This is a genomic window from Ruania alkalisoli, from assembly GCF_014960965.1.
Classification (GTDB): domain Bacteria; phylum Actinomycetota; class Actinomycetes; order Actinomycetales; family Beutenbergiaceae; genus Ruania; species Ruania alkalisoli.
Genome location: NZ_CP063169.1, coordinates 1,265,648 through 1,289,632 on the forward strand (window position 1 = coordinate 1,265,648; position 23,985 = coordinate 1,289,632).

Here is a 23,985-nt window from a genome sequence, read left to right on the forward strand (position 1 = left end):
ATGGGCCGATTCATGCGGCTACCTCAGCAACGGCACGCGATGCGGCACCATGGGGCGCAATGACTGAGGCAACTGAGACCGAAGTCCGCTCGCGCGGTTCCGTGGGTGAGGTGTTCTGGATCTTCCTGCGGCTCGGCTTGACGTCCTTCGGCGGTCCGGTGGCGCACCTCGGCTACTTCCGGGAAGCCCTGGTGCAGCGGCGCCGCTGGCTGACCGATGCCGCCTACGCCGACATCGTGGCGCTGTGCCAGTTCCTGCCCGGCCCCGCCTCCAGCCAGGTCGGTATGGCGCTCGGCCTGCGCCGAGCGGGCATCGGCGGGATGCTGGCCGCCTGGTTCGCGTTCACGATGCCCTCCGCCATCGTGCTCGTGGCCTTCGCCTACGGCGTGTCCGCGTGGGGAGATCTCGACGGCGCAGGCTGGCTTCTCGGACTGAAAGCGGCGGCCGTGGCCGTGGTTGCCCAGGCGGTGCTCGGGATGGCCAAGACGCTCACCCCGGATGCGCCGAGGGCTACCATCGCCGCCGCCGCCATGATCCTGGTGCTGTTGGTGCCGAGCACCGTGGTGCAGGTGGTGGTGATCGCAGCGGGTGGTCTGGCCGGGCTGCTGTGGCTGCGGGCACGGGAGGATGCGGTGCCCGGCGACGACAGCGACCTGGCTCTCCCTGTGTCGCGCCGCACCGGGGTGATCTGCCTGAGCCTCTTTGCCCTGGTGCTCGCGGGGTTGCCGATCCTGGTAGCACTCACCACTGACCCCACCCTCCGGCTCGTGGACCTGTTCTACCGGGCCGGGTCACTGGTGTTCGGCGGCGGGCACGTGGTCCTCCCGCTGCTGGAGTCCGAGACTGTGGCCACGGGGCTGGTCGGGCATGACACCTTCCTCGCCGGGTATGGGGCCGCACAGGCGGTGCCTGGCCCGCTGTTCACCTTCGCCGCCTATCTCGGGGCCAGCACCACCGCGGGACCAACGGGAGTTCTCGGCGGCGCGATCGCGTTGCTGGCGATCTTCCTGCCCGCGGCGTTGCTGGTGCTCGGGGTGCTGCCGTTCTGGGACCGCCTCCGGCGGGTGCGGGCCGCGCGGCGCGCACTGCTGGGAATCAACGCGGCCGTGGTGGGCATCCTCGCCGCCGCGTTGTACGACCCGGTGTTCACACAAGGTGTGACCTCCGCGACCGCCCTGGCGCTGGCCGTGGCGGTGTTCATCGCGCAGACCTGGTGGAAGGTGCCCGCCTGGGCGGCAGTAATTGGTGCAGGGGTCGTCGGCTTCTTCGTGCTGTAGCCCGCGCCGTCAGAACGGCCGATCGGGGTGACGGTGATGCGTCTGTGGACACGTGCGTTCGATGTCGGACCGAGCGCATAGGCTCGGGTCGCGATGACATCACTGTTCGACGACCTGCCCCTGTTCCCCTCCGCCACGGTTCCCGTTGGCGGTGACTCCCACCTGCCCGGTGTGCCCTCCCGGACTGCCGACGAGGCTAGCCCCGCGGAGGCGACACCCGGGGAGAGCGAGGGGCCGCCGTCGTTGGCCGCCGAAGCACTCCTCGACGGGCTGAACCCGCAGCAGAAGGCCGCGGTGGAGCACACCGGCGGGCAGCTGCTCATCATCGCCGGCGCCGGATCGGGCAAGACCCGCGTGCTCACGCACCGCATCGCCTACCTGCTCGCCACCGGGCGGGCGCGCCCGGGGCAGATCCTCGCGATCACGTTCACCAACAAGGCGGCCGCGGAGATGCGTGAGCGCGTCGCCGAACTGGTGGGCCCGCGTGCGGCGGTGATGTGGGTCTCCACCTTCCACTCCGCGTGCGTGCGGATCCTGCGGCGGGAGGCGAAGACGCTGGGGATCCGATCGTCCTTCTCCATCTATGACGCCGCCGATTCCCAGCGGTTGATGACGCTCGTGTGCCGCGAGCTGGACCTCGACCCCAAGCGTTACCCGCCGAAGGCGTTCAGCCGGCGCGTCTCGGACCTGAAGAACGAGCTGATCGATCCTGACAGCTACGCCGGCGAGGTGAGCGAGTCCAACCCCTACGAGCAGAACCTGCTCGCCGCCTACCGGCTCTACAACGAGCGTCTCCGGCAGGCGCACGCGCTCGACTTCGACGACATCATCATGACCACGGTCAGCCTGCTGCAGGCCTTCCCGGCCGTGGCCGAGCACTACCGCCGCCGGTTCCGGCACATCCTGGTGGACGAGTACCAGGACACCAACCACGCCCAGTACATGCTGGTGCGTGAGCTCACCGGTGTCACAACCGAGATCGCCGACGGCGCAGGTTCTGTTGCCGAGGAGGGCGCCCTCGCGGCCCTCCCGCCCGCCGAGCTGACCGTGGTGGGTGACTCCGACCAGTCCATCTACGCCTTCCGCGGTGCCACGATCCGCAACATCCTCGAGTTCGAGGCCGACTACCCGAACGCGCGCACCATCGTGCTCGAGCAGAACTACCGCTCCACCCAGACGATCCTCACGGCCGCGAACGCGGTGATCGCGAAGAACTCCGGGCGGCGCGCGAAGAACCTGTGGACCGACTCCGGCGACGGCACCCAGATCGTGGGGTACGTCGCCGACAACGAGCACGAAGAGGCGCGCTTCATCGCCGAGGAGATCGACCGGCTCATCGACGCCGGGACCCTCGCCCCGAAAGATGTGGCGGTCTTCTATCGCACCAACGCCCAGTCGCGTGCGCTGGAAGAGGTGTTCATCCGCACCGGACTGCCGTACAAGGTAGTGGGCGGCACCCGCTTCTACGAGCGCAAGGAAATCAAGGACGCGATCGCCTATCTGCGGTCGATCGCCAACCCGGACGACTCGGTGAACCTGCGCCGCATCCTGAACGTCCCCAAGCGCGGGCTGGGGGATCGGGCCGAGGCGATGCTCGCCGCGCACGCCGAACGTGAACGAGTCTCGTTCGGGGCGGCGATCGAGGATCTCGACAACGTCCTCGGGCTGGCCACGCGATCGATGACGGCCGCGCGCGGGTTCGCGGACATGATGCGCGAGCTGCGGGCGCTCGCGGACGGCGGGGCCACACCGGCGGAGGTGCTGGACGCCGCACTGGACAACTCGGGCTATCTGGGCGAACTACGCGCCAGCAACGACCCGCAGGACCACTCCCGGGTGGAAAACCTGGCTGAGCTGCATGCGGTGGCGGCCGAGTTCACCGAGAACGAGCCCGAGGGCGACCTCGGGGACTTCCTGGAGCGGGTCTCCCTCGTGGCCGATGCCGACCAGATTCCCGACGACGATGCCGGCATGGTCACCCTGATGACGGTGCACACAGCGAAGGGTCTGGAGTTCCCGGCGGTGTTCGTCACCGGGATGGAGGACGGCACGTTCCCGCACCAGCGGGCGCTCGCCGATCCGGACGAGCTCGCCGAGGAGCGACGGCTGGCGTATGTGGCACTGACGCGCGCCCGGGAACGGCTGTACCTGACCCGCGCCGGGGTGCGGACCTCGTTCGGGATGCCGAACGAGCAGCCCGCGAGCCGGTTCCTCTCCGATGTCCCTCCGGAGCTGCTGGACTGGAAGCGCGAGGAGTCCTCGATGGCGACCCTGCGTGCCGGGCGTGGGGGATACGGCGGGTTCGGCGGCCAGGGTGGATCCGGAGGTGGGCGGCGAGGTTCGCGCGGTCCGTCCGGTCCTGCGGTGACCACCACCCGGGGGGAGCGACCCGCGTCTTTCGGCTCGGCCACGCCGCGCGGGGACGTGCCTACGCTCGACATCGGCGACCGGGTCACCCACGACGCCTACGGCATGGGGCGGGTGGTGGCCCTGGAAGGAACGGGCAGCAACGCCGTCGCCAAGATCGACTTCGGTGGCAGCGGGACCAAGCGGCTGTTGCTGCGGTACTCGCCGGTGGAGAAGTTGTAAGGGTGCTGTGACGTCGGCCCTCGGCGGTGTCTGGGAGACGTAGCGTCGAGGCGATGGACTCCCGAGCGCAGCGACCTGATGCGATCCCAGCAGCGTCGGCTGTTGCTGCGTGGGAGGTCGAGGATCGCAGGAGCAGGCGTCGCGAACGTCGGCTGCTGGTCAGTGGCGGAGTCTGCTCACTAGCACTGATGGTCCTCTGGCCGACGGTTGCGCTGCTCGGGCGCGGCAACGACAACGCCGAGCACAGATGCCACGACGCCATCGACGCCTGGTCCGTGGAGTCGCGACTTGAGAACCCACCGGCGCGGCTGTATTGCCGGGCCGAGGGTGGCGACTGGGTCCTGGTGGCGGACTGGACCGCGTTCACTGTCGTGACCGGCCTCCTGGGCCTGGGGATGCTCGCGTGGGCGTTCGTGCTCTGGTGGCGCGAGGCAGGCCGCTGACCCGCGCCTGGCACGGGAGGGCGACACGACGCAGACGCGACATGACGCAGGCGCGACGCGCCCTGCGTCTGACCGGGAGCTGCGCTCGCCGCGCACTACCCTAGGTGCGAGGCGAGGAGGACGGTACGTGGCTGCGCACATCGACGCTGCCGGATCGGCACCGGCGGCAGCGCTCCGTCGAGGACGGATCGAGGGTCTGGATGGCGTGCGCGCGCTCGCCATCATCGGCGTGCTCATCTACCACCTGCGCCCGCACAGCCTCCCCGGCGGCTACCTCGGCGTGGACGTCTTCTTCGTCATCTCCGGCTTCCTCATCACCACCCTGCTGATCCGCGAACTGCGTGCGAACGGACGTCTCGACCTGCGTTCGTTCTGGACCAGGCGCGCGAGGCGGCTGCTCCCCGCGCTCGTGACCGTCGTGGTGGTCTCGGTCAGCCTCGCCTATTTCGCCGGTGACGACCTCCTCGTCAACATCGGCCGCCAGGTGCTCGGGGCGCTGACGTTCTCCAACAACTGGGTGGAGATCGGCGCCGGGTCGAGCTACTTCAACACCACCGCCCCGCAACTGTTCGTGAACTTCTGGTCGCTGGCGGTGGAAGAGCAGTTCTACCTGCTGTGGCCGCTGCTGTTCGTGGTGATCATGGCCGTGACCAAGACCGGCCGCCAACGTGTGGGAGTGCTGCTCGCGCTCGCCGCGATTTCGGCGCTGCTGATGGCCCTGCTCTTCACCCCCGGCCAGGACGCGACCCGTGTTTACTACGGCACCGATACCCACGCATTCGGGTTGATGATTGGTGCCGCGCTCGCGCTGAGTGGCGCGGGGGAGTCAGCGAACCTGTTCGCCCAGGCCTGGTACCGGCGGCTGCGGGTGCTGCTCGGGATCGCGGGACTCGCCGGCCTGATCGCGCTGATGATCTGGCTCGACCCCACGCAGACCATCGCCTACCGGGGTGGGATCCTCGCCGCCTCCCTCTGCACCGCCCTTGTGCTCGGCGCCCTCCCGGGCCGCCCCAACGTGATTCAAGGACTGTTCCAGCTGCGTCCGCTGGCATGGGTGGGAGAGCGGTCCTACGGCATCTACCTGTGGCATTGGCCGGTGATTCTGCTGATCGCGGCCTTCGCCCCTCCCACCGCGCCGGACTCGGTGGCGAGCTGGGTGCAACGCGGTGCCGCCCTGGTTCTCACTCTCGCCGTCTCCGCCGCTTCCTACCGGTGGATCGAGACACCGGTGCGGCGTCACGGCTTCCGTGAGTGCGCGCGCCTGGTTGGCGCCGCACTTGCTGCCCCCGGTCGTCTCACCGCACCGCGGACGGCGTTGCTCGCCTCGACGGTCTGTCTCGCCCTGTTCTCGGTGGCAGTCGCCACGGCTCCCGACCGATCCCAGGTGGAGATCGCCATGGACGAGGCCGCCGGAGTGGTGGACGCCTCCGGCGGTGGGACGCCACCCATCGCCGGTGAGACCGGCGACAGCACAGAGCGCGCCCCCGAGGCCGGGCCTTCGCCCAGTGAGGACGGCGCGGGAGCAGGGGATACCGGCGAGAGTGCTGACGACGCGGATGGTGCCGAGGAGGGCACGTCGGCGGGTGAGTCCGGGGACACCGGGGGAGAGGAGGCTTCCGAAGGCGGTGAGGGGACGCCGTCGGGAGACTCCGAGGAGCAGACGGACGCGCCCATCGGGGAGCGGATCAGCGGGTTCGGTGACTCGATGATGTACGTGGCGGCCCCCGGACTGACCGCGACGTTCCCAGGGATGAGCGTCGATGCCGAGTCGAACCGGCAGTGGCCCGCCGTCGCGGAGGTGGTGCAGTCGGCAGCTGCCGACGATGCCGTACGGGACATCGTGGTCATCGCGGCCGGGACCAATGCGGGCGTGCGTGATCCGGGACTGGTGCGCGAGACCCTTGACGCACTCGGCCCGGACCGGCAGATCGTGCTCGTCAACATCTACGGCTCGTCCTTCTGGGTGGAAGAGTCCAACGACAATCTCGACGCCATCGCGGCCGACTACCCGAACGTGGTGGTCGCGGATTGGTACACCGCCGCAGTGGAGCACCCCGAGGACCTGCAGCCGGACCGGATCCACCCCGACATGGAAGGCATGTACCTCTACGCCGAGGTCGTCCAGGCCGCCCTGGACGAGTTGCTCGAGTAGACCCACCGATGACGGCAGAGCTCGCGTCGGCGGGCAGTGTGCGCCGACGTGACGCATCGCACTGTTGCGACTCCGGATAGCGCTTACCAGAGCCCCGCGGCAGGTATTTCGCGCGGTAGGGTGACTCGGGGAATAGTCCCGAGCGTCCCGAGATCCGGGACCAGCGTGTGGCGAGGAAAGGCGAGGCGCAGGTGGACCTGTTCGAGTACCAGGCACGAGATCTCTTCGAGAAGCACGGAGTACCCGTGCTGGACGGTGTGGTCGCCACCACGCCCGACGAGGCACGCGCCGCGGCCGAGAAGCTGCTGAACGCAGGCAGCTCCGTCGTGGTGGTCAAGGCACAGGTGAAGGTCGGGGGTCGCGGCAAGGCCGGCGGCGTGAAGATCGCGAAGTCCGCCGACGAGGCCGCCGAGCGCGCCGGTGAGATCCTCGGGATGGACATCAAGGGCCACACCGTGCACCGGGTGATGATCGCCGCCGGTGCGGACATCGCTGAGGAGTACTACTTCTCCATCCTGCTGGACCGCTCCGAGCGCCAGTACCTGGCGATGTGCAGCGTGGAGGGTGGCGTCGAGATCGAGCAGCTCGCGGTCGAGCGGCCCGAAGCGCTGGCCAAGGTGGGTGTGGACCCGCAGGTCGGGGTGGACGAGGCCAAGGCCGCCGAGATCGTCCAGTCCGCCGGCTTCCCCGCCGAGGATGCCGAGAAGATCGCCGCGGTGCTGCGCACGCTGTGGACCGTCTTCTCCGCGGAGGACGCCACGCTCGTGGAGGTTAACCCGCTCGTCAAGACCGGATCTGGGGACATCATCGCCCTCGACGGCAAGGTCACGCTCGACGAGAACGCCGACTTCCGTCACCCCGAGCACGCCGACCTGGCTGACAACTCCGCCACGGACCCGCTTGAGCTCAAGGCCGCCGAGAACGACCTCAACTACGTCAAGCTCGACGGTGAGGTCGGCATCATCGGCAACGGCGCCGGGCTGGTCATGTCCACGCTCGACGTGGTTGCCTACGCCGGAGAGGCGCACGGGGGCGTCAAGCCCGCCAACTTCCTCGACATCGGTGGCGGCGCGAACGCGCAGGTGATGGCCGCCGGGCTGGACGTCATCCTCGGCGACGAGCAGGTCAAGGCCGTCTTCGTGAATGTCTTCGGTGGGATCACCGCCTGTGACGAGGTCGCCAACGGCATCGTCGGTGCTCTCGACCTCCTGGGCGACGCCGCGACGAAGCCGCTGGTCGTGCGGCTGGACGGCAACAACGTCGAGAAGGGCCGGGCGATCCTCACCGAGCGCAACCACCCGCTGGTGACTCTCGCCGAGACCATGGACGGCGGCGCCGACAAGGCTGCTGAGCTGGCCCACGCCGCCGCGCCGGCCACCGCCTGACCCGCCCCGACTGCCCGAAAGAGCGATACAGACATGTCGATCTACCTGAACTCTGACTCCAAGATCATCGTCCAGGGCATCACCGGCGGGATGGGTGCCAAGCACACCGCCCTGATGCTCGACTCCGGCGCCACGATCGTCGGTGGCGTGAACGCCCGCAAGGCTGGCACCACGGTTGAGCACAAGGACAGTACTGGCAACGACGTCACGTTGCCCGTGTTCGGCACCGTGTCCGAGGCCATGGCCGAGACCGGTGCGAACGTTTCCGTGCTGTTCGTCCCGCCCGCCTTCACCAAGGACGCCTGCATCGAGGCCATCGACGCCGGCATCGACCTGATGGTGGTCATCACCGAGGGAGTGCCCGTCCAGGACACCGCCGAGGTGTGGTCCTATCTCGAGGGCAAGAAGACCCGCATGATCGGGCCGAACTGCCCCGGCATCATCACCCCGGGGGAGTCGCTGGCCGGGATCACCCCGCACACGATCACCGGCTCCGGGCCAATCGGACTGGTGTCCAAGTCTGGCACCCTGACCTACCAGATGATGTACGAGCTCAAGGACTTCGGCTTCTCGACCGCCATCGGCATCGGCGGCGACCCGATCGTGGGCACCACCCACATCGACGCACTCGAGGCGTTCGAGAACGACCCCGAGACCGAGCTGATCGTGATGATCGGTGAGATCGGCGGAGACGCCGAGGAGCGTGCGGCGGCGTACATCGCCGAACACGTCACCAAGCCGGTCGTCGGCTATGTCGCGGGCTTCACCGCCCCCGAGGGTAAGACGATGGGCCACGCCGGTGCGATCGTCTCCGGCTCAGCCGGTACCGCTCAGGCGAAGAAGGAAGCGCTCGAGGCCGTCGGCGTCAAGGTCGGCAAGACCCCGTCCGAGACGGCGCAGCTCGCCCGGGACGTCCTCGCCGGCTGACATACCAAGCCGGGATCCGACCGACACGCCGCCCCGCCACCCTCGTGGCGGGGCGGCGTTGCCGCACCATGGGACCAATGAGCCCTGCCCGCACCCCGACCCCAGCGCACGATGCGCCTCGTATCGCGCCCCGGGTGGTCGAGCACACCTCGACGCGGCGCGCGCTACGTACCCCAGAGGGGGCACTGCGAGGTCTGCTCGCTGGTGCTGAGGCGGTGCTCCTGAGCTGGCTGGTGGTAATCGTGCCGGCCATCGCCACCTATGTGGCCACAGCCTCAGCGCCCGCCCTGGGGTCGGCCGGCTGGCTGGAGGCGGCCCGGGTCGGGACCGCCGCCTGGCTGCTCGGGCACGGCGCCTCGGTCTCGCTCGACGGACTGGAACTCTCGCTCATCCCGCTTGGGGTCACCGTCCTGGCGGTTGCCCTGATGGCCGGGTCGGTGCGTCGCGCACGTCTGCCCGGGTGGCCCGCGGCCATGATCTCGGCTGCGGTGTATGTCGCATTCGCGATGCTGTTCGTCGTCTTCGCCGGACTACCCGGCGCGAACCGGGCCTTGGTGGGAGCCGCACTCGTGGCGGGTGTGGGCACCGTCCTCGGATTCCCGACGGCGTCCCTCCCCTCTCGCGTTCTGGCAGCCCTGGCCAAGGTCCCTGGCTGGATACGGACCGCATTCGGTGGTGCGTGGCGGGCGCTGGCCCTGCACCTGCTGATCGCAACGGCGGCGGTGGTGACGGCCGTCGTCGTGAACTTCGGCCAGGTCCGTGACCTGCACGAGGGTCTGCATCCGGACATTGTCAGCGGGATCGTTCTTGTCCTTGCGCAGCTGCTGGCGCTGCCGAACCTGGTGGTCTATGCCGCTTCCTTCTTGCTCGGCCCAGGATTTGCGGTGGGGGAGGGCACGGCGTTCACCCCGTCTGGTGTGGAGGCCGGACCGCTGCCGATGGTGCCGGTGCTGGGTGCGCTCCCGGGACCCGATTCCCTGGCCGGCCAGTTGCCTGTGCTTGGTGTTGTGGGGCTCGTGTCCGGGGTGGCTGTGGGTGTATGGCTGGCCCGCCGGCTGCGGGCCCGGACGTTGGTCGACGCGGTCGCGACGACGCTCGGCACGGCCCTGCTCACCGGCGGCGGGATGGCTACCCTCGTAGCGCTCGCCTCCGGCGCGGCTGGCCCGGGCCGGATGGCCGTGATCGGGGCGGACCCGTTCAGCGTGGGCCTGGCGCTGCTGTGGCAGGTGGGAGCGCCCGCACTGGTGCTGGTGCTCCTGTCACACCGGAGCACCGTCGCATGGGCGGGGCAGCTCACCGCACGCGCGCGCCGGGCAGGCGGCACCTGGTGGGAGCAGGTTCGCGGGTAGGACTGGCTACTCGGTCCCGAAACGCTCTGCCACAGCTTCGGCGAACTCGGTCTCGCACTTCTCCTGGGCGCCGAGCGTCAGGGCCGAGTCCAAGCACTCCTGACGCTCCAGCTGGGCCTCCCACACCGCAATCGGGGCGAGCGAGCTGAAGGTCAGCATGCCCGCCATCGCCACTCCGACGGCGAGGAAGATCATGAACGGGCCCGTCAGCCCCACCTTGCGGTGCACCAGCAGCGCGCGGACGCCGAAGACGATCCCCGCCAGGAAGAACAACGGAGCCGCGACCTGCCACGGGATCGGCCAACGCAGCGCCAGCAGTCCACAGAACAGCAAGATGCCGAACTTCAGCACCGATCCGCTGGCCTTGCGCGCCTCCTCCGGCGTGGGAGTGCGACGTTCCTTGGGTGTGCCGCCTGGGCCGCGTTCATCATGGCCCCGGCCGCCGGATTCCTGATCACCTGGACCGCCTTCAGGCCGTCCCTGCGCATCCCGCGGTGGCCAGTGCCGTTCCGGCGGCGGTGGCGCATTCGGGTCAGGCGGCGCGTAAGGGTTGGGCACTACTCTCCTTGAGTCCGTTCTCCGAGGAGCATTGTCCCAGAGCCCGTGCTGCTGCCTGAACTCGCACTCGAATCCACCTGCGACGCCGGAATCCCGCTCCGTGTACCCGTTCGGGGGCTCGAACGCCAGATCGGGATTCGAATGCGGCTGAGGTTTCGTACTCCGGATCGGGACCAGAGCCACGCCCCGAGTCGAACGTGGCTGCGAACTCGCCGGTAGGGTGACCGATCGTGAGCACTCCACCCGCCCAGCGACTCGTCGTCCTCATCTCCGGCGGCGGGTCCAACCTCGCCGCACTCCTCGAGGCCACCCGGGATCCCGGCTACGGGGCGCAGGTGGTGGCCGTCGGGGCGGACCGGCCCAGCGCTGCGGGCTTGGACCTTGCTCGCGAAGCAGGCATCCCCACCTTCGTGGAGCGGGTGGGTGACCACCCCGACAGGGAGGCCTGGGACGCAGCCCTGACGGCCGCCGTCGGGAAGCATGAACCGGATCTGGTGATCTCGGCTGGCTTCCTGAAACTCGCAGGGGAGCGTTTCCTCAACCAGTTCGGCGGGCGCTATCTGAACACGCACAACTCGCTGCTGCCCGCGTTCCCCGGCATCCACGGACCGAGGGAGGCGCTCGAATACGGCGTGAAGATCGCCGGAGCCACCCTGTTTGTGGTCGATGCGGGCGTGGACACCGGGGTGATCATCGCGCAGGTGGCGGTACCGGTGCTCGACGACGACACCGAGGACACGCTCACCGAGCGGATCAAGGTGGCCGAGCGGGCCCAGCTGGTGGACTCCGTGGGCCGGCTGGCACGCGAAGGCTGGCGGGTTGAGGGGCGCCGGGTGATCATCGGGCGGTGACGGGACCGACACAGATGCGTCGAGCCGTGCACCACTGTGCCGGGGCTGACGCTGGGATGTCCCTCCCGCCACGAACTCCGGGAGCCACCATCATCCACGTGAGCGGCGTCCACCCTTGGTCGACCCGGTAGGCTGGTCCCGGCCGTGACTGGCGTGAGGTGGAGTACCACCGGGGAGCGGCCCGACAGCAGCGACTTCGTGCACCGGCCGCCTGGGTGCCACGTCCCGAGCCGGAAGCGACCCCGCGTCCGGACCACCCCTCGAGACCCACCAGGAGTACGCCGTGACTGACCAGATCCCCCTTCGCCGGGCCCTCGTCTCCGTCTTCGACAAGACCGGCCTCGACGCCCTCGCCACCGCCCTGCACGCCGCCGGAGTCGAGCTCGTCTCCACCGGGTCCACCGCGTCGACGATCGAGGCCGCGGGCGTCCCCGTCACCCGCGTGGAGGACGTGACCGGCTTCCCCGAGTGCCTCGACGGGCGCGTGAAGACCCTGCACCCGCGCATCCACGCCGGAATCCTCGCCGACCGCCGTCTGCCCGACCACGTCTCCCAGCTGGAGGACCTGGACGTGCGGCCCTTCGACCTCGTGGTGGTGAACCTGTACCCATTCGCCGACACTGTCGCCTCCGGTGCGAGCGAGCAGGACTGCATCGAGAAGATCGACATCGGCGGGCCCTCCATGGTGCGCGCCGCCGCGAAGAACCACGCGAGCGTGGCCGTGGTGGTCGACCCGGCCCGCTACGACGGGGTGATCGCCGCAGCGCAGGCAGAGGGCTTCACCCTCGCCCAGCGCCAGGCACTCGCCGCCGACGCGTTCCGCCACACCGCCACCTACGACGTGCATGTCGCCTCCTGGATGGGCAACGTGGTTGCCCCCGACGACGACGGCTCCGGCTTCCCCGGATGGATGGGTGCCACCTGGGACCGCACCAGCGTGCTGCGCTACGGCGAGAACCCCCACCAGCGGGCGGCGCTCTACACCACCGGCTTCGGTGACGCCGGCCTGGCCGGTGCCGAGCAGCTGCACGGCAAGGCGATGAGCTACAACAACTACGTCGACGCCGACGCCGCCTGGCGGGCCGCCCACGACCACGGCGATGCGCCGACGGTCGCGGTGATCAAGCACGCCAACCCGTGCGGCATCGCCGTCGGGGCCACCATCGCCGAGGCGCACGCGAAGGCTCACGCCTGTGACCCCGTCTCCGCCTTCGGCGGCGTGATCGCCGCCAACGCCGAGGTCACGGGGGAGATGGCTGAGCAGATCGCCCCGGTGTTCACCGAGGTGGTGCTCGCACCGTCCTACACGCCCGAGGCGCTCGAGATCCTCACCCGGAAGAAGAACATCCGCGTGCTCACCGTGGCCACCCCGCCCAGCGGCGGCGGTCTGCGCGAGATCTTCGGCGGCGTGCTGGTGCAGTCCCCGGACAAGATCGACGCCGAGGGCGATGACCCCACCACCTGGACCCTCGCTGCCGGTGACGCCGCCGACGAGGCCACGCTCGCCGATCTCGCCTTCGCGTGGCGGTCGGTGCGGGCCGTGAAGTCCAACGCCATCCTCCTCGCTTCCGGTGGCGCGTCCGTGGGCGTTGGCATGGGTCAGGTGAACCGGGTCGACTCCTGCAAGCTGGCCGTGGAGCGCGCCAACACCGGAGACGTTGAACGTGCGCGCGGCGCGGTCGCATCCTCGGACGCGTTCTTCCCGTTCGCCGACGGGCTGCAGGTGCTGCTGGACGCCGGAGTAAAGGCCGTCGTGCAGCCGGGCGGCTCCATCCGCGATGAGGAAGTCATTGCCGCTGCGAACGAGGCCGGAGTGACGCTCTATCTGACCGGAACCCGCCACTTCGCCCACTGAGACACCGCCGAGCGCTTCCTTCTGCGGCTGCTGTGCGACATGGCCGTAGAAGGAGGCGCTCCGCTCCGGCGGCCCTGATCAGCGTTCGTCGGTACCCACGAGCGCCTTCTTCAACGGCACCGCCGTATCCACCGCGAGGGCACGGTCCAGCCGGGGCAACTCCCCCCGCCCGAGCAGTTTGCGCACCGCCGCCACCTCCCGTGGGGCGTCGGCGATCACAGCACCGGTGAGCCGATCCCCTTCGAACGCCAGCGTTGTCCACGGTCCGCTGTCAGGATCGCCCCGGGTGACCTGATCGTCGGTCAGCCGCCCGAACACGGTCAGATGGTGGCCGAGCTGGGTGGAGTACACATAAGGGGCGGGCTCGGGCCGGCCATCCTCGGCTGTTCCCACAAGCGCCCGGGCGAGCCGCGCCGGGTCCAGCAGCGCGGCCGACCAGTGCCCGCCGGGCGTCGGCCCGAACACCGGGTGCACCCGCTCGGCCACGTCACCCACCGCCCACACGCCCGGGTGAGCCGTACGCCCAGAGGCATCCACCGGCAGGTGACCGGACGCCGTCAGCGGGAGAGTATCCGCGAGCCAGGCCGAGTTCGGTCGCGCACCGATAGCGCACAGCACCGTGTCGGCCTCCAGGCGGGTTCCGTCGTCGAGGGTCACGACGGCGTCCCGTGCGCTGGCCACGGTGGCGTGAGTGCGCAGGTGGACGCCCTGGGCGGCGTACCAGGGGGTGGTGCGGGCGCCCAGGCCGGGGCCGAGCTGGCGGTTCAGGGGGCTGGGACCGGCCTCGACGACCGTGACCTCACATCCCACGTCCGCCGCGACGCCGGCGACCTCGGCGCCGATCCACCCAGCCCCGACGATCACCAACCGGGAGCCGGGGGTGAGGCGCTCGCGCAGGCGAGCTGCGTCGTCGAGGGTGTGCAGGGTGAGCACACCGGACCAGTGGGCGGGCAGGGCGGCGTGGGATCCGGTGGCCACCACGATGGCGTCGGCCTCGAAGTGTTCGCCCGTGGCGGTCTCGACGGCGGGGAGATCGCCCAGGTCGAGTCGCGTGGCGCGTGTTCCGAGGCGGACGTCGTCGGCCAGAGTCAGGAGGTCCTGCGCGAGGTCGTCGGCGAGCCACACCGGGTCGGGGCGACTCAGCAGCTCCTTCGACAGCGGTGGGCGGTCGTAGGGGAGATGCTGCTCGCCGCCGAGGATGCGCACATGTCCGGTGAATCCGGACTCGCGTAGCTCGGCGGCAGTGCGCAGGCCCGCGAGCCCGGCGCCCACCACGAGGACACGTTCTGGGAGTGGCGGTAGCGGTGTGGTCACCCGGTCACGCTACCCGCGGCGGTAGGCTCACTGGCGATGATCAGCTCCCGGCCCGTCAGGCGGCCCGTCGAACCCGGCCACTGGCGCCGCTACGTGGTGATGTGGGTGGCGCTGGCGTGGATCGTGGGCGCGATGGTGACGATGACCGTGGTGGGCGTGCGCGCCGGGATCTTGGTGCTCGCTGCGGAGCTGCTGGTGCTCGGGTTCGTCCGGGCGGTGGCACCCGCGCCGGGGCCGTACGGCATCACCAGCCGGTCGCGGGCGTTCGATGTCGCGATCCTGATGCTCAGTGGTGCTGGCATCGTGGTGCTGGCGCTCACCGCGACGGGGCTCGACCCCGCCTGGCCGGGCTGAGCAGAGACGCAACCGACGGCCCTCAGCGGGTCTGTGCCAGATGTGGCACAGGTGGGCTGAGAGCCGTCGACTGTGACGGTCAGGACTGCTTGGGCTCGCCCTCCGGCTCCTCGCCCTCGTCTTCCTGGGTGGACGTGAGGTCCGCGTCATCCAGCGTGGCGACGTCGAAGTCCTCGGTGAAGGCGTCATCGCGCTCCGGAGCTTGAGCGTCGGAGGACTCCTCGGCCCCCTCGGCACCCGTCGGCTCGACGGTTTCGTCGTCCGCGATCACCTCGACCGGCTCGTCGTCGCTGAGGAGATCGTCGTCCTCGTCCCCGTTCTCGTCGTCCCACTCGGCGTCGGCGGCCAGCGGTTCGGGCGCGAAGACGGTGAAGAGCATCGCCGCCAGCGCCGCACCGAGCAGCGGGGCCACCCAGAACAGCCACAAGTCGCCGAGCGCGCCGTTCTCAGCGAAGATCGCCGCAGCCGCGGCACGCGCCGGGTTCAACGCACCGCCGGTGAGGGTGTAGGTGGCAACCGACAGGCCGGCGTAGGCCAGGCCGATCACCACCGGCGCGCCGAGGGCCCCGCGGCGCAGGTTGCGGCCGGCTGCCAGTGCGATCGCGACGAACAGTGCCGTGGCGATCGCCGAGATCAGCAGCGTCGGCACGATGTCGGTGGAGACCGCGCCGTCGGAGAGCCGGCCGAGCACCGAGTTCTCGCCGACGCCGCCCGCCAGCGGGGTGAACATCGACCGCGTCGAGGCCTGCCCGACCGCAGCGGGGAGCGCTGTCGGCACTGTCACGAACAACAGCGCGGCGGCTCCGACGCCACCGATGAGCTGCGCCACCCAATAGGGGAGCAAGTCGGCCCAGGAGATCCGGCCCGTGATCGCAGCGCCGAGCGACACTGCCGGGTTCAGGTGCCCACCGGAGACGTGGCCGATGATCGCGATCGCCGCGATCGCTCCGGCGCCCCAGGCCAGCAGCTTCGCGCCGTCGTCGGGCGTCGAGGTCACTCCGGCGTAGAGGGTGGCCCCGAAACCGATGAGGACGAGGATGAACGTTCCGAGGATCTCGGCACCGAAGCGCGACAGTAACGGCCGTTCGGCGGGGGCGAGCTCGGGTGTGGTCTCCGGTGCGGACATTCGTCTTCCCATCGGTCGGATATGCGGGGTGCGAATCGCGATCGCGCGGCGAGCCTGGCAGCCGAACCTGGGAGTTTCCCGAGAGCCGGACCTGCATGGTTACTCGTCCCTGCAGACGGTACAGGTCCATTAGCCTGGGACCACCGGGCGCTGTCGCGCCCTCAGGCCGTCAGCGAGGGCCGCTGCTACCTCAGGAGGAGACCTCAACCATGACTCAGCCCGTCAATGTGACCGTCACCGGAGCCGCCGGCCAGATCGGCTACGCGCTGCTGTTCCGGATCGCCTCCGGTCAGATGCTCGGCCCGGACACCCCCGTGAAGCTGCGCCTGCTGGAGATCCCGCAGGGTGTGAAGGCCGCTGAGGGCACCGCGATGGAGCTCGACGACTGCGCGTTCCCGCTGCTCGCCGGGATCGACATCTTCGACGACCCGACTGCCGGGTTCGACGGCGCCAACGTGGCCCTGCTGGTGGGTGCCCGTCCGCGTGGAGCGGGGATGGAGCGCAGCGACCTGCTTGAGGCCAATGGCGGCATCTTCGGTCCGCAGGGTGCGGCCATCAACGCCGGCGCCGCCGACGACGTGCGGGTGCTCGTGGTGGGCAACCCGGCCAACACGAACGCGCTGATCGCCTCCGCGCACGCCCCGGACGTGCCCGCGGACCGGTTCACCGCGATGACCCGGCTCGACCACAACCGCGCGCTGAGCCAGTTGGCGCAGAAGACGCAGACCCCGGTCTCCGACATCGCGAACCTCACCATCTGGGGCAACCACTCCGCCACCCAGTACCCGGACATCTTCCACGCCACCCTCGCCGGCAAGCCGGCGGCCGAGGTCGTCGACGACCAGGACTGGCTGGAGAACACCTTCATCCCCACCGTGGCCAAGCGTGGTGCGGCGATCATCGACGCCCGCGGTGCGTCGTCGGCGGCGTCGGCGGCGAACGCGGCCGTGGACCACGTCCACGACTGGGTGGCCGGGACACCCGACACTTCCTGGACCTCTGCGGCCATCCCCTCCGACGGCTCCTATGGCGTGCCCGAGGGCATCATCTCCTCCTTTCCGGTGCGCTCGAAGGGCGGGGCCTGGGAGATTGTGCAGGGGCTGGACATCAACGACTTCTCCCGTCAGAAGATCGACGCCTCGGTGAACGAGCTGGTCGAGGAGCGGGACGCTGTGAAGGGGCTGGGTCTGCTCTGATCAGACTCCTCCTGAGTCGCTCGATCTCAACAAGATGCGCGAGGCCGCACCGTTCTCGGTGCGGCCTCGCCGCATGCCGGGCAGTGCCTCTCGTTCTGGCCTCCACGAGCGGCTAGGTTGGAGCGTGGCCGATGCCGTCCTACCCGAAGGTTGACCGTGCACGACACCACTGCTCGCACCGAGCACCGCCTGCGCCGCTTCATCTCCGAACGCCTGCTTCCTGCGAAGTACCGCGCCCGGGAACCTCTGGGGATCACAGCCTGGGAGGTGCCGGACGAGCCCGTGCCGTTCACCGAGGCGGTAAACCAGGAGTACCGGCCGTTCGAGGCCGGCACCCCGTGGGGTCGCCCGTGGAGCACCGTCTGGTTCCGCCTCACCGGCGCTGTGCCCACCGAGTGGGCGGACCAGATCGCCGAGGAGTGCGAGCTCGAGCTCGTGGTGGATCTGGGATTCACGACGGCGCAACCCGGCTTCCAGGCCGAAGGCGCCTTGTGGACGCCGGAGGGCCGCATCCTCAAGGGCCTCGAGCCCCGCAACCAGCATCTCGGCCTCGCCCCGGGCACCCGAGAGCTCGACCTCTTCGTCGAGGCCGCGGCCAACCCGGACGTGCCGGACGGGCAGTGGATCAAGCCCACACCGATGGGCGACAAGGCCACCGCTGGCACTGACCCGATCTACACCTTCCGTGCCGCCGACCTCGCCCTGCTGGACCGCGACGTCTTCGAGCTCACGGCGGACGTCCTCGCCCTGCAAGGGCTCATGCTCGAACTCGACCCGACCTCGCCGCGGCGTGCACAGATTCTGCGCGCGCTGGAGGACATGATGGACGCCGTCGACCCCGACGACGTTGCAGGTACCGCCGCACAGGGCCGTCGCCTCCTCGAGGGGGTGCTCAGGGCCAGGGCGACGGCGTCCGCTCACCAGGTGCACGCCGTCGGGCATGCGCACATCGACTCCGCCTGGCTGTGGCCCGTGCGGGAGACCGTACGCAAGTGTGCCCGCACCTTCTCCAACGTGCTCGACCTGATGGACCGGGACCCGGAGTTCACCTTCGCCTGCTCCTCCGCGCAGCAGTACGCCTGGATCAAGGAGTACTACCCGGAGCTGTACACGCGGATCGCCACCAGGGTGCGTGAGGGCCGGTTCATCCCGGTGGGCGGCATGTGGGTGGAGTCCGATACCAATATGCCAGGCGGGGAGGCGATGGCTCGCCAGTTCGTGACCGGCACGCAGTTCTTCATCGACGAGTTCGGCGTGGAGCCGCGCGAGGTGTGGCTGCCGGACTCATTCGGCTACTCCGGCGCCCTGCCGCAGATCGCCAAGGCCAGCGGGAAGGAGTACTTCCTTACCCAGAAGATCTCCTGGAACGACACGAACACGATGCCCCACCACACCTTCGACTGGCAGGGCATCGACGGCACCCGCATCTTCACCCACTTCCCGCCGGTGGACACCTACAACTCGATGCTGGACGCCACCGAGCTGGCTCGCGCGGAGCGGCAGTACGCCGAGAAGGGACGCGCGAACACCTCGCTGGCTCCCTACGGCTACGGCGACGGCGGGGGAGGACCCACCCGGGAACTCGTCGCCCAGGCACACCGGGTGGCGGATCTCGAGGGCTCCCCGCAGGTGGTCCTGTCCACGCCGGAGGAGTTCTTCGACGCCGCCCGCACCGAGTACCCCAGCCCGCCGGTGTGGACGGGCGAGATGTACCTGGAGTACCACCGCGGTACCTACACCTCCCAGCACCGCACCAAGGCCGGCAACCGACGCAGTGAGCACTTGTTGCGTGAGGCCGAGCTGTGGGCGAGTACCGCGACCGTGCGGGTGGGCGCCGAATACCCCGCCGAGTCGTTACAGCGGATCTGGCGGCAGGTGCTGCTACAGCAGTTCCACGACATCCTCCCCGGCTCCTCGATCGCCTGGGTGCACCGTGAGGCGGAGCGGCATTACGAGGAGATTATTGCCGAGCTGAACGCGATCATCGAGACCGCCATCGGCCACCTGGTGAGGGACGGGGAGAGGGACCTGAGCCTGAACGCCGGACCGTACGCCGTCGGGGGCGTGCCTGCCCTGGGCGGTGCGACCACGTCCGAGCCCCACGCTGAGGCGCGACTGGAGGCCGTGGGCAGCGACTGGGTGCTGACCAACTCCCGTGTGCGGGTGACCGTGGACGAACGCGGCCTGATCACCTCGCTGGTCGATCTGGCGGCTGATCGGGACGTGATCCCGGCCGGGCGCGTGGGGAACCTACTGCAGGTGCATCGGGACATCCCGAACGAGTGGGACGCCTGGGACATCGACGCCCACTACCGGCATGTGGTGACCGACCTCGATATGGCCGACGAGATCACCACCGAGACGCACGGGCACGCGGTGGCGGTGGTGGTGCGGCGCACGTTCGGGCAGTCGTCCATCACCCAGCGCATCGAACTGGCCGCCGAGGGCGACGTGCAGATCACCACCGAGGCGGACTGGCACGAGCGGCAGAAGCTCCTCAAACTGGCCTTCCCGCTGGACCTGGCTGCGGAGCGTGCGACCTCCGAGATCCAGTTCGGGCACATGCACCGCCCGACGGCGGTCAACACCTCCTGGGATGCCGCACGTTTCGAGACGGTCGCGCACCGGTGGGTGCACGTGGGCGAGCCGGACTTCGGCGTCGCCGTGGCCAACGACGTGACCTACGGTCACGACATCCATGCCGACACCGACGACGCGGGGAACCCGATCACCGTGGTGCGCCAGTCGCTGCTGCGGGCGCCGTTGTTCCCCGACCCCGACGCCGATCAGGGCCGGCATGTGCTGCGCACGACGGTGGCTGTCGGTGTGGGCATCGATGGCGCCGTGCGTGCTGGGTACGCGACCAACCTGCCGGTGCGACGGGTGCGTGGGGAGCGTGAGGTCGCACCGCTGCTGGCCGTGGACCACCCGGGTGTAGTGGTCGAGGCGGTCAAGCTCGCCGAGGACGGCTCCGGCGACGTGGTGGTGCGGCTCTACGAGGCGCACGGGCAGCGCGCCGAGGCCGTGGTCACGGCCGGGTTCGAGACCACGGGTGCGGTGGAGACAGACCTGCTGGAGCGGCCGGGGCCGACGCGGGCCGGGGTGCGGGCGAGCGGTGAACGGGCGCACCTGAGTCTGCGTCCGTTCCAGCTGTGCACGCTGCGCTTCTCGCGCGCCTGACCTCAACTCCGCAGGTCGAACGCTGACCTGTTCGGCGTCTCGGGCCGCAACGCCGACCAACTCAGCGCTCGCGCTAGGTGTCAGCGCTCGCGCTAGGCGGATTGGGGGAGGTCTCCCCGGCTTCGCTGGGTGTGCCGCGCGGCGGGTCTCGCTACAGTGCGCATATGGCGCAGCGATTCAACCCACCTCCGGGCTGGCACGTTCCTGCCGGCTTCACACCGACTCCGGGCTGGCAGCCGGATCCGTCGTGGCCGGCGCCGCCTACGGGCTGGAACTTCTGGGTGGATGATGCTGCCGGCTACGGCTCGGCCAGTGGGTTTGGCATGGGCGGCGGATATGGAGAGGCGGGCGGGTACGGTCAGTCCGGGTACTCCGCTGGCCCGGGTATGCGCCACGCCGGCGGCCCTGGGATCGAGGATCCGCGCAACCCCGGGATGCGCGCGGCGGGCTCGCCCGGGGTGCACGGTGCCGGTGGCGCCTACGATCCAGCCCCTTCCACCGGTGCGGCAGGACCGCACGATGCAGGGCACGCAGGTGCACACGGGAACCCGTACGATCCGTCTCCGAACACCGGGCAGCCGGGCCAGTACGACCCGTCGTCCGTGTCTGGCAGCGTCCACCTGGCGATCGCCGAGAAGAAGGTGAAACTCGCCGGCAAGCAATCGTTGATGGGGATCGTCTTCGTCGCCGTTGCGGTGATCATCAACCTCGTGAGCGGCGACCGCGCGACGTTTCTGTGGGGAGTCCTGCTCGTCGGGGTGTTCATCACGATCAGGGGGATCGTCAACTACGTGAAGGCGCGCAAGGACCTGTCAGCCGCTCGTGCGGCGACCGGCGGCGGTCTCTATGGCACTGACCTGGGCGGCTCCGACCCAGGGTTCGGCGGCAGCCGGAACGACGACCTGTACCGCTGACGCGCTTCGCCACCACGTGGCAGCTCACACGACTCGACCCTCGCAGGTCGCGCGACCCGGAACAGTCGCACACTGCCACGCTCTTCCCCTTGCCCGTCCCTCTACCTGCCCACCGCCTCCACCTGCCCGCCCACGGGCCGAACTATCGGCCCCTTCTCGGGTTCGACCATGAATTTCGGACCCTTCGAGAAGCGGGCCACGTCTGGTACCGATCGCTGCGGCAGATGAGGTGGTGAGCGCCGGCCGAACTGAGCGCTCACCAGGAACCGACGGGGAGACCTCCCCGTTGGGTGGATGTGTGGATCGCGGGTATCGCTCGGTACTGTCAGCACCATGACACAGCGCTTCAATCCTCCGCCCGGCTGGCAGGTCCCGTCTGGATTCGTGCCTACACCAGGGTGGCAGCCGGATCCGTCGTGGCCGGCAGCTCCGGCCGGCTGGAACTTCTGGGTGGACGATGCCACTGATTCTGCAACGGCCGGCGCCCATGGTTCGGGAGTTCCCGGTGCGGCAACGTCCCCCGGGATGGCTGACGCGGGAACCCCAGGAGTGCACGCTCAGGCGGGTGCATATGACCCGGCGCCCAGCGCGGGGCAGCCAGGAACCTACGCGAGCGGGCAGCCGGGTGCGTACGGTCAGGCGGGTTCGTACGGACCCAGCCCCGCCACCGGTGCTGGTGCTATCAATCCCGCGGTGGCCCCCGGCGCCGGCGGATTCGACGCCTCACAAGCGGCGGGCAGCGCCAGTATGGCGTTGGCAGAGCAGCAGGTGAAGAGCCAGAAGGGCGCGATGCTCATCGGGTTCGGAGTGGCGGCAGCCGCGGTGCTGATCACGATCGTGTCGCTTGCCATCGCGGTGAGCCAGGGTGGTGACCGGTTCTGGTTCCCCTGGTACTTCGGCCTTCTCGGCCTCGCGCTGGGAATCCGCGGCGCCATCATGCACCGCAAGGCGAAGAAGGAGCTGGCAGCCGCGCAGGCAGCATCAGGCGGGGGTCTGTACGGCTCCGGGATGGGCGGCACGGATTTGCCGGGTTCCGGTAGCAACCCGAACGGCGACCTGTACCGCTGACCCACTGACGGGTCCAACAAGCTCCAGCATCGTCAACATCCGCGCGACTCGACGATCGACAACTCTTGACTCCTTAGTCGACAAACTCTCGACTGAGACGTCAATATTTTCTCGACTGGCGGTTCTACATTCTCTCGACTAGAAGGTCCACAAACTCTAGAATCGCTCCATGGCTGCCGATCCGAGAACGTACCTGCCGCGCGTGGTGGACGAGGAGCTGGATGACCTCCTGCGCATCTCCGGCGCCGTCCTGATCGAGGGGCCGAAGGCCTGCGGCAAGACGGAGACCGGGCGGCGGGCAGCCTCGAGCGAGGTGCGCGTGGACGTGGATCCGCAGGTCGAAACGATCATGGCAGTTGATCCGGCGCTGCTCCTGACCGGTGAAACGCCGCGACTTCTTGACGAGTGGCAGGCGGAGTCGCAGCTGTGGAACTTCGTACGACGAGCGGTGGACGACCGCCAGCAGAAGGGGCAGTTCATCCTCACTGGGTCGGCGCAGCCGGTCGAGGACGCACGAATGCACTCAGGGGCCGACCGTATTGCCCGACTGCGGATGCGGCCGATGACTCTCTGGGAGTCAGGCCAGTCGAGCGGCGAGGTGAGTCTTCGGTCGCTGCTGGCAGGTGAGGACCCGTCGACCGTCGTCAAGGAGCCTGACCTGGCAGGTATCGTCGCCGCGCTCGTCCGCGGGGGGTGGCCGAGTGTCCAGGGTGCGTCCCTCGCCGATGCCCGAACCGAGATCCAGCACTATGTGGATCTCCTCGCCGAAGTGGACATCAGCGCCGTCTCCGATCGTCGCCGGGACCCGAACCGGGTGCGCCAGCTGTTGCGCTCGTTGGCACGCGGTTCGGCAACTGAGTCGAGCATCTCCACCTTGGCCTCGGACGTGGTCGAGAGCGGGGACGTGCTCGCGTGGGAGACCGTCGTCGACTATCTCGACGCCCTTGCCCGGCTCATGGTGGTCGAAGATGTCCCTGCCTGGTCCCAGCACCTACGGTCCAGCGCGACCTTGCGCAAGGCGCCCAAACGGCACTTCGTCGACCCGTCGCTGGCGGTCGCTGCTCTGGGTGCCGGGCCGGAGGCGTTGATGCGTGATCTCAACTTCACCGGGCAGTTGTTCGAGTCACTGGTGGTCAGGGATCTACGCGTCTATGGCCAGCGGCACGGGATCAGAGTGTTCCACGCACGGGATTCCTCCGGGCGTGAAGCAGACGCAGTCCTGCAGCGGCGCGACGGTGCGTGGATGGCAGTCGAGATCAAACTTGGGCCAGGCGCAGTCGACGACGCAGCGAACTCCTTGCTGCGGTTTGCCGAGAACGTCGACGAACGCACCGGTCAGTTCCTGGGGTTGCTCGTTATCACGGGTTGGGGCCTCGCACACCGCCGCGACGACGGTGTGCAGGTCGTGCCGCTGACCGCCCTGCGGGACTGACTTTCAGCACCGACC

At 69.3% G+C, this 23,985-nt stretch carries 18 protein-coding genes and 1 riboswitch; of the genes, 15 read left to right on the forward strand and 3 right to left on the reverse strand.

The window, feature by feature from the left end; translation table 11 throughout:
• Positions 1 to 59: 59 nt before the first annotated feature.
• The 7 genes from chrA (at position 60) to IM660_RS05380 (ending at position 10,122) form a co-directional block, all read left to right on the forward strand.
• The gene (gene chrA / locus IM660_RS05350) at positions 60 to 1,277 is read left to right on the forward strand and encodes a chromate efflux transporter (protein WP_193498359.1); all 1,218 of its coding nucleotides are present in this window, start codon (positions 60 to 62) and stop codon (positions 1,275 to 1,277) included.
• A 93-nt stretch (positions 1,278 to 1,370) separates the two neighbouring features.
• Positions 1,371 to 3,866 (forward strand): DNA helicase PcrA, encoded by a 2,496-nt coding sequence (gene pcrA / locus IM660_RS05355; RefSeq protein ID WP_193498360.1) that lies wholly within the window; start codon positions 1,371 to 1,373, stop codon positions 3,864 to 3,866.
• Between the two features lie 53 nt (positions 3,867 to 3,919).
• The gene (locus IM660_RS05360; RefSeq protein ID WP_193498361.1) at positions 3,920 to 4,309 is read left to right on the forward strand and encodes a hypothetical protein; all 390 of its coding nucleotides are present in this window, start codon (positions 3,920 to 3,922) and stop codon (positions 4,307 to 4,309) included.
• 127 nt (positions 4,310 to 4,436) lie between these two features.
• Complete coding sequence (locus tag IM660_RS05365) at positions 4,437 to 6,461, forward strand: acyltransferase family protein (protein WP_193498362.1); 2,025 nt, start codon at positions 4,437 to 4,439, stop codon at positions 6,459 to 6,461.
• Between the two features lie 191 nt (positions 6,462 to 6,652).
• Complete coding sequence (sucC, locus tag IM660_RS05370) at positions 6,653 to 7,846, forward strand: ADP-forming succinate--CoA ligase subunit beta (RefSeq protein WP_193498363.1); 1,194 nt, start codon at positions 6,653 to 6,655, stop codon at positions 7,844 to 7,846.
• Between the two features lie 33 nt (positions 7,847 to 7,879).
• Positions 7,880 to 8,773, forward strand: a complete 894-nt coding sequence (gene sucD / locus IM660_RS05375) for a succinate--CoA ligase subunit alpha (protein WP_193498364.1) — start codon at positions 7,880 to 7,882, stop codon at positions 8,771 to 8,773.
• Between the two features lie 77 nt (positions 8,774 to 8,850).
• Positions 8,851 to 10,122: a cell division protein PerM gene (locus tag IM660_RS05380; protein WP_193498365.1), complete on the forward strand. Its 1,272-nt coding sequence runs from the start codon at positions 8,851 to 8,853 to the stop codon at positions 10,120 to 10,122.
• A 6-nt stretch (positions 10,123 to 10,128) separates the two neighbouring features.
• On the opposite strand, the gene IM660_RS05385 is transcribed toward IM660_RS05380, so the two are convergent.
• On the reverse strand, positions 10,129 to 10,680 hold the full coding sequence (locus tag IM660_RS05385; RefSeq protein ID WP_193498366.1) for a hypothetical protein: 552 nt from the start codon (positions 10,678 to 10,680) through the stop codon (positions 10,129 to 10,131).
• 230 nt (positions 10,681 to 10,910) lie between these two features.
• Between IM660_RS05385 and purN the strand changes: the two genes are divergently transcribed.
• Both purN and purH read left to right on the forward strand, forming a co-directional pair.
• Positions 10,911 to 11,531 (forward strand): phosphoribosylglycinamide formyltransferase, encoded by a 621-nt coding sequence (purN, locus tag IM660_RS05390; protein ID WP_193498367.1) that lies wholly within the window; start codon positions 10,911 to 10,913, stop codon positions 11,529 to 11,531.
• Positions 11,532 to 11,665: 134 nt separating this feature from the next.
• Positions 11,666 to 11,755: riboswitch (ZMP/ZTP riboswitch) on the forward strand.
• Between the two features lie 59 nt (positions 11,756 to 11,814).
• Complete coding sequence (purH, locus tag IM660_RS05395) at positions 11,815 to 13,386, forward strand: bifunctional phosphoribosylaminoimidazolecarboxamide formyltransferase/IMP cyclohydrolase (protein WP_193498368.1); 1,572 nt, start codon at positions 11,815 to 11,817, stop codon at positions 13,384 to 13,386.
• A 78-nt stretch (positions 13,387 to 13,464) separates the two neighbouring features.
• Here the strand turns inward: purH and IM660_RS05400 are convergent, their stop codons facing one another.
• A complete protein-coding gene (locus IM660_RS05400) occupies positions 13,465 to 14,700 on the reverse strand; it encodes an NAD(P)/FAD-dependent oxidoreductase (RefSeq protein WP_193498369.1) in 1,236 nt (411 codons plus the stop codon).
• A gap of 36 nt (positions 14,701 to 14,736) precedes the next feature.
• Between IM660_RS05400 and IM660_RS05405 the strand changes: the two genes are divergently transcribed.
• A complete protein-coding gene (locus tag IM660_RS05405) occupies positions 14,737 to 15,054 on the forward strand; it encodes a DUF3017 domain-containing protein (RefSeq protein ID WP_193498370.1) in 318 nt (105 codons plus the stop codon).
• A 79-nt stretch (positions 15,055 to 15,133) separates the two neighbouring features.
• Here the strand turns inward: IM660_RS05405 and IM660_RS05410 are convergent, their stop codons facing one another.
• Entirely contained in the window at positions 15,134 to 16,180 is a 1,047-nt protein-coding gene (locus tag IM660_RS05410; RefSeq protein WP_193498371.1) for an MIP/aquaporin family protein, read from the reverse strand.
• Between the two features lie 209 nt (positions 16,181 to 16,389).
• Here IM660_RS05410 and IM660_RS05415 point away from each other — a divergent pair, with 209 nt between their 5' ends.
• From IM660_RS05415 to IM660_RS05435, 5 genes are all read left to right on the forward strand, one after another.
• Positions 16,390 to 17,376, forward strand: a complete 987-nt coding sequence (locus IM660_RS05415) for a malate dehydrogenase (RefSeq protein WP_193498372.1) — start codon at positions 16,390 to 16,392, stop codon at positions 17,374 to 17,376.
• A 156-nt stretch (positions 17,377 to 17,532) separates the two neighbouring features.
• On the forward strand, positions 17,533 to 20,556 hold the full coding sequence (locus IM660_RS05420) for an alpha-mannosidase (protein WP_193498373.1): 3,024 nt from the start codon (positions 17,533 to 17,535) through the stop codon (positions 20,554 to 20,556).
• A gap of 164 nt (positions 20,557 to 20,720) precedes the next feature.
• The gene (locus tag IM660_RS05425; protein WP_193498374.1) at positions 20,721 to 21,470 is read left to right on the forward strand and encodes a hypothetical protein; all 750 of its coding nucleotides are present in this window, start codon (positions 20,721 to 20,723) and stop codon (positions 21,468 to 21,470) included.
• Between the two features lie 333 nt (positions 21,471 to 21,803).
• Positions 21,804 to 22,538, forward strand: coding sequence for a hypothetical protein (locus tag IM660_RS05430; protein ID WP_193498375.1), 735 nt, complete (start codon positions 21,804 to 21,806; stop codon positions 22,536 to 22,538).
• 169 nt (positions 22,539 to 22,707) lie between these two features.
• Positions 22,708 to 23,970, forward strand: coding sequence for an ATP-binding protein (locus IM660_RS05435; protein ID WP_193498376.1), 1,263 nt, complete (start codon positions 22,708 to 22,710; stop codon positions 23,968 to 23,970).
• The last annotated feature ends 15 nt before the right edge of the window (positions 23,971 to 23,985 follow it).

What these genes read in the sequence shown, in the direction of transcription:
- IM660_RS05380 (WP_193498365.1), top strand. Translation starts at nt 8,851, where the DNA reads ATGAGCCCTGCCCGCACCCCGACCCCAGCGCACGATGCGCCTCGTATC.
- IM660_RS05430 (WP_193498375.1), top strand. Translation starts at nt 21,804, where the DNA reads ATGACACAGCGCTTCAATCCTCCGCCCGGCTGGCAGGTCCCGTCTGGA.
- chrA (WP_193498359.1), top strand. Translation starts at nt 60, where the DNA reads ATGACTGAGGCAACTGAGACCGAAGTCCGCTCGCGCGGTTCCGTGGGT.
- sucD (WP_193498364.1), top strand. Translation starts at nt 7,880, where the DNA reads ATGTCGATCTACCTGAACTCTGACTCCAAGATCATCGTCCAGGGCATC.
- IM660_RS05435 (WP_193498376.1), top strand. Translation starts at nt 22,708, where the DNA reads ATGGCTGCCGATCCGAGAACGTACCTGCCGCGCGTGGTGGACGAGGAG.
- pcrA (WP_193498360.1), top strand. Translation starts at nt 1,371, where the DNA reads ATGACATCACTGTTCGACGACCTGCCCCTGTTCCCCTCCGCCACGGTT.
- IM660_RS05425 (WP_193498374.1), top strand. Translation starts at nt 20,721, where the DNA reads ATGGCGCAGCGATTCAACCCACCTCCGGGCTGGCACGTTCCTGCCGGC.
- IM660_RS05360 (WP_193498361.1), top strand. Translation starts at nt 3,920, where the DNA reads ATGGACTCCCGAGCGCAGCGACCTGATGCGATCCCAGCAGCGTCGGCT.
- IM660_RS05410 (WP_193498371.1), bottom strand. Translation starts at nt 16,180, where the DNA reads ATGTCCGCACCGGAGACCACACCCGAGCTCGCCCCCGCCGAACGGCCG.
- IM660_RS05415 (WP_193498372.1), top strand. Translation starts at nt 16,390, where the DNA reads ATGACTCAGCCCGTCAATGTGACCGTCACCGGAGCCGCCGGCCAGATC.
- IM660_RS05405 (WP_193498370.1), top strand. Translation starts at nt 14,737, where the DNA reads ATGATCAGCTCCCGGCCCGTCAGGCGGCCCGTCGAACCCGGCCACTGG.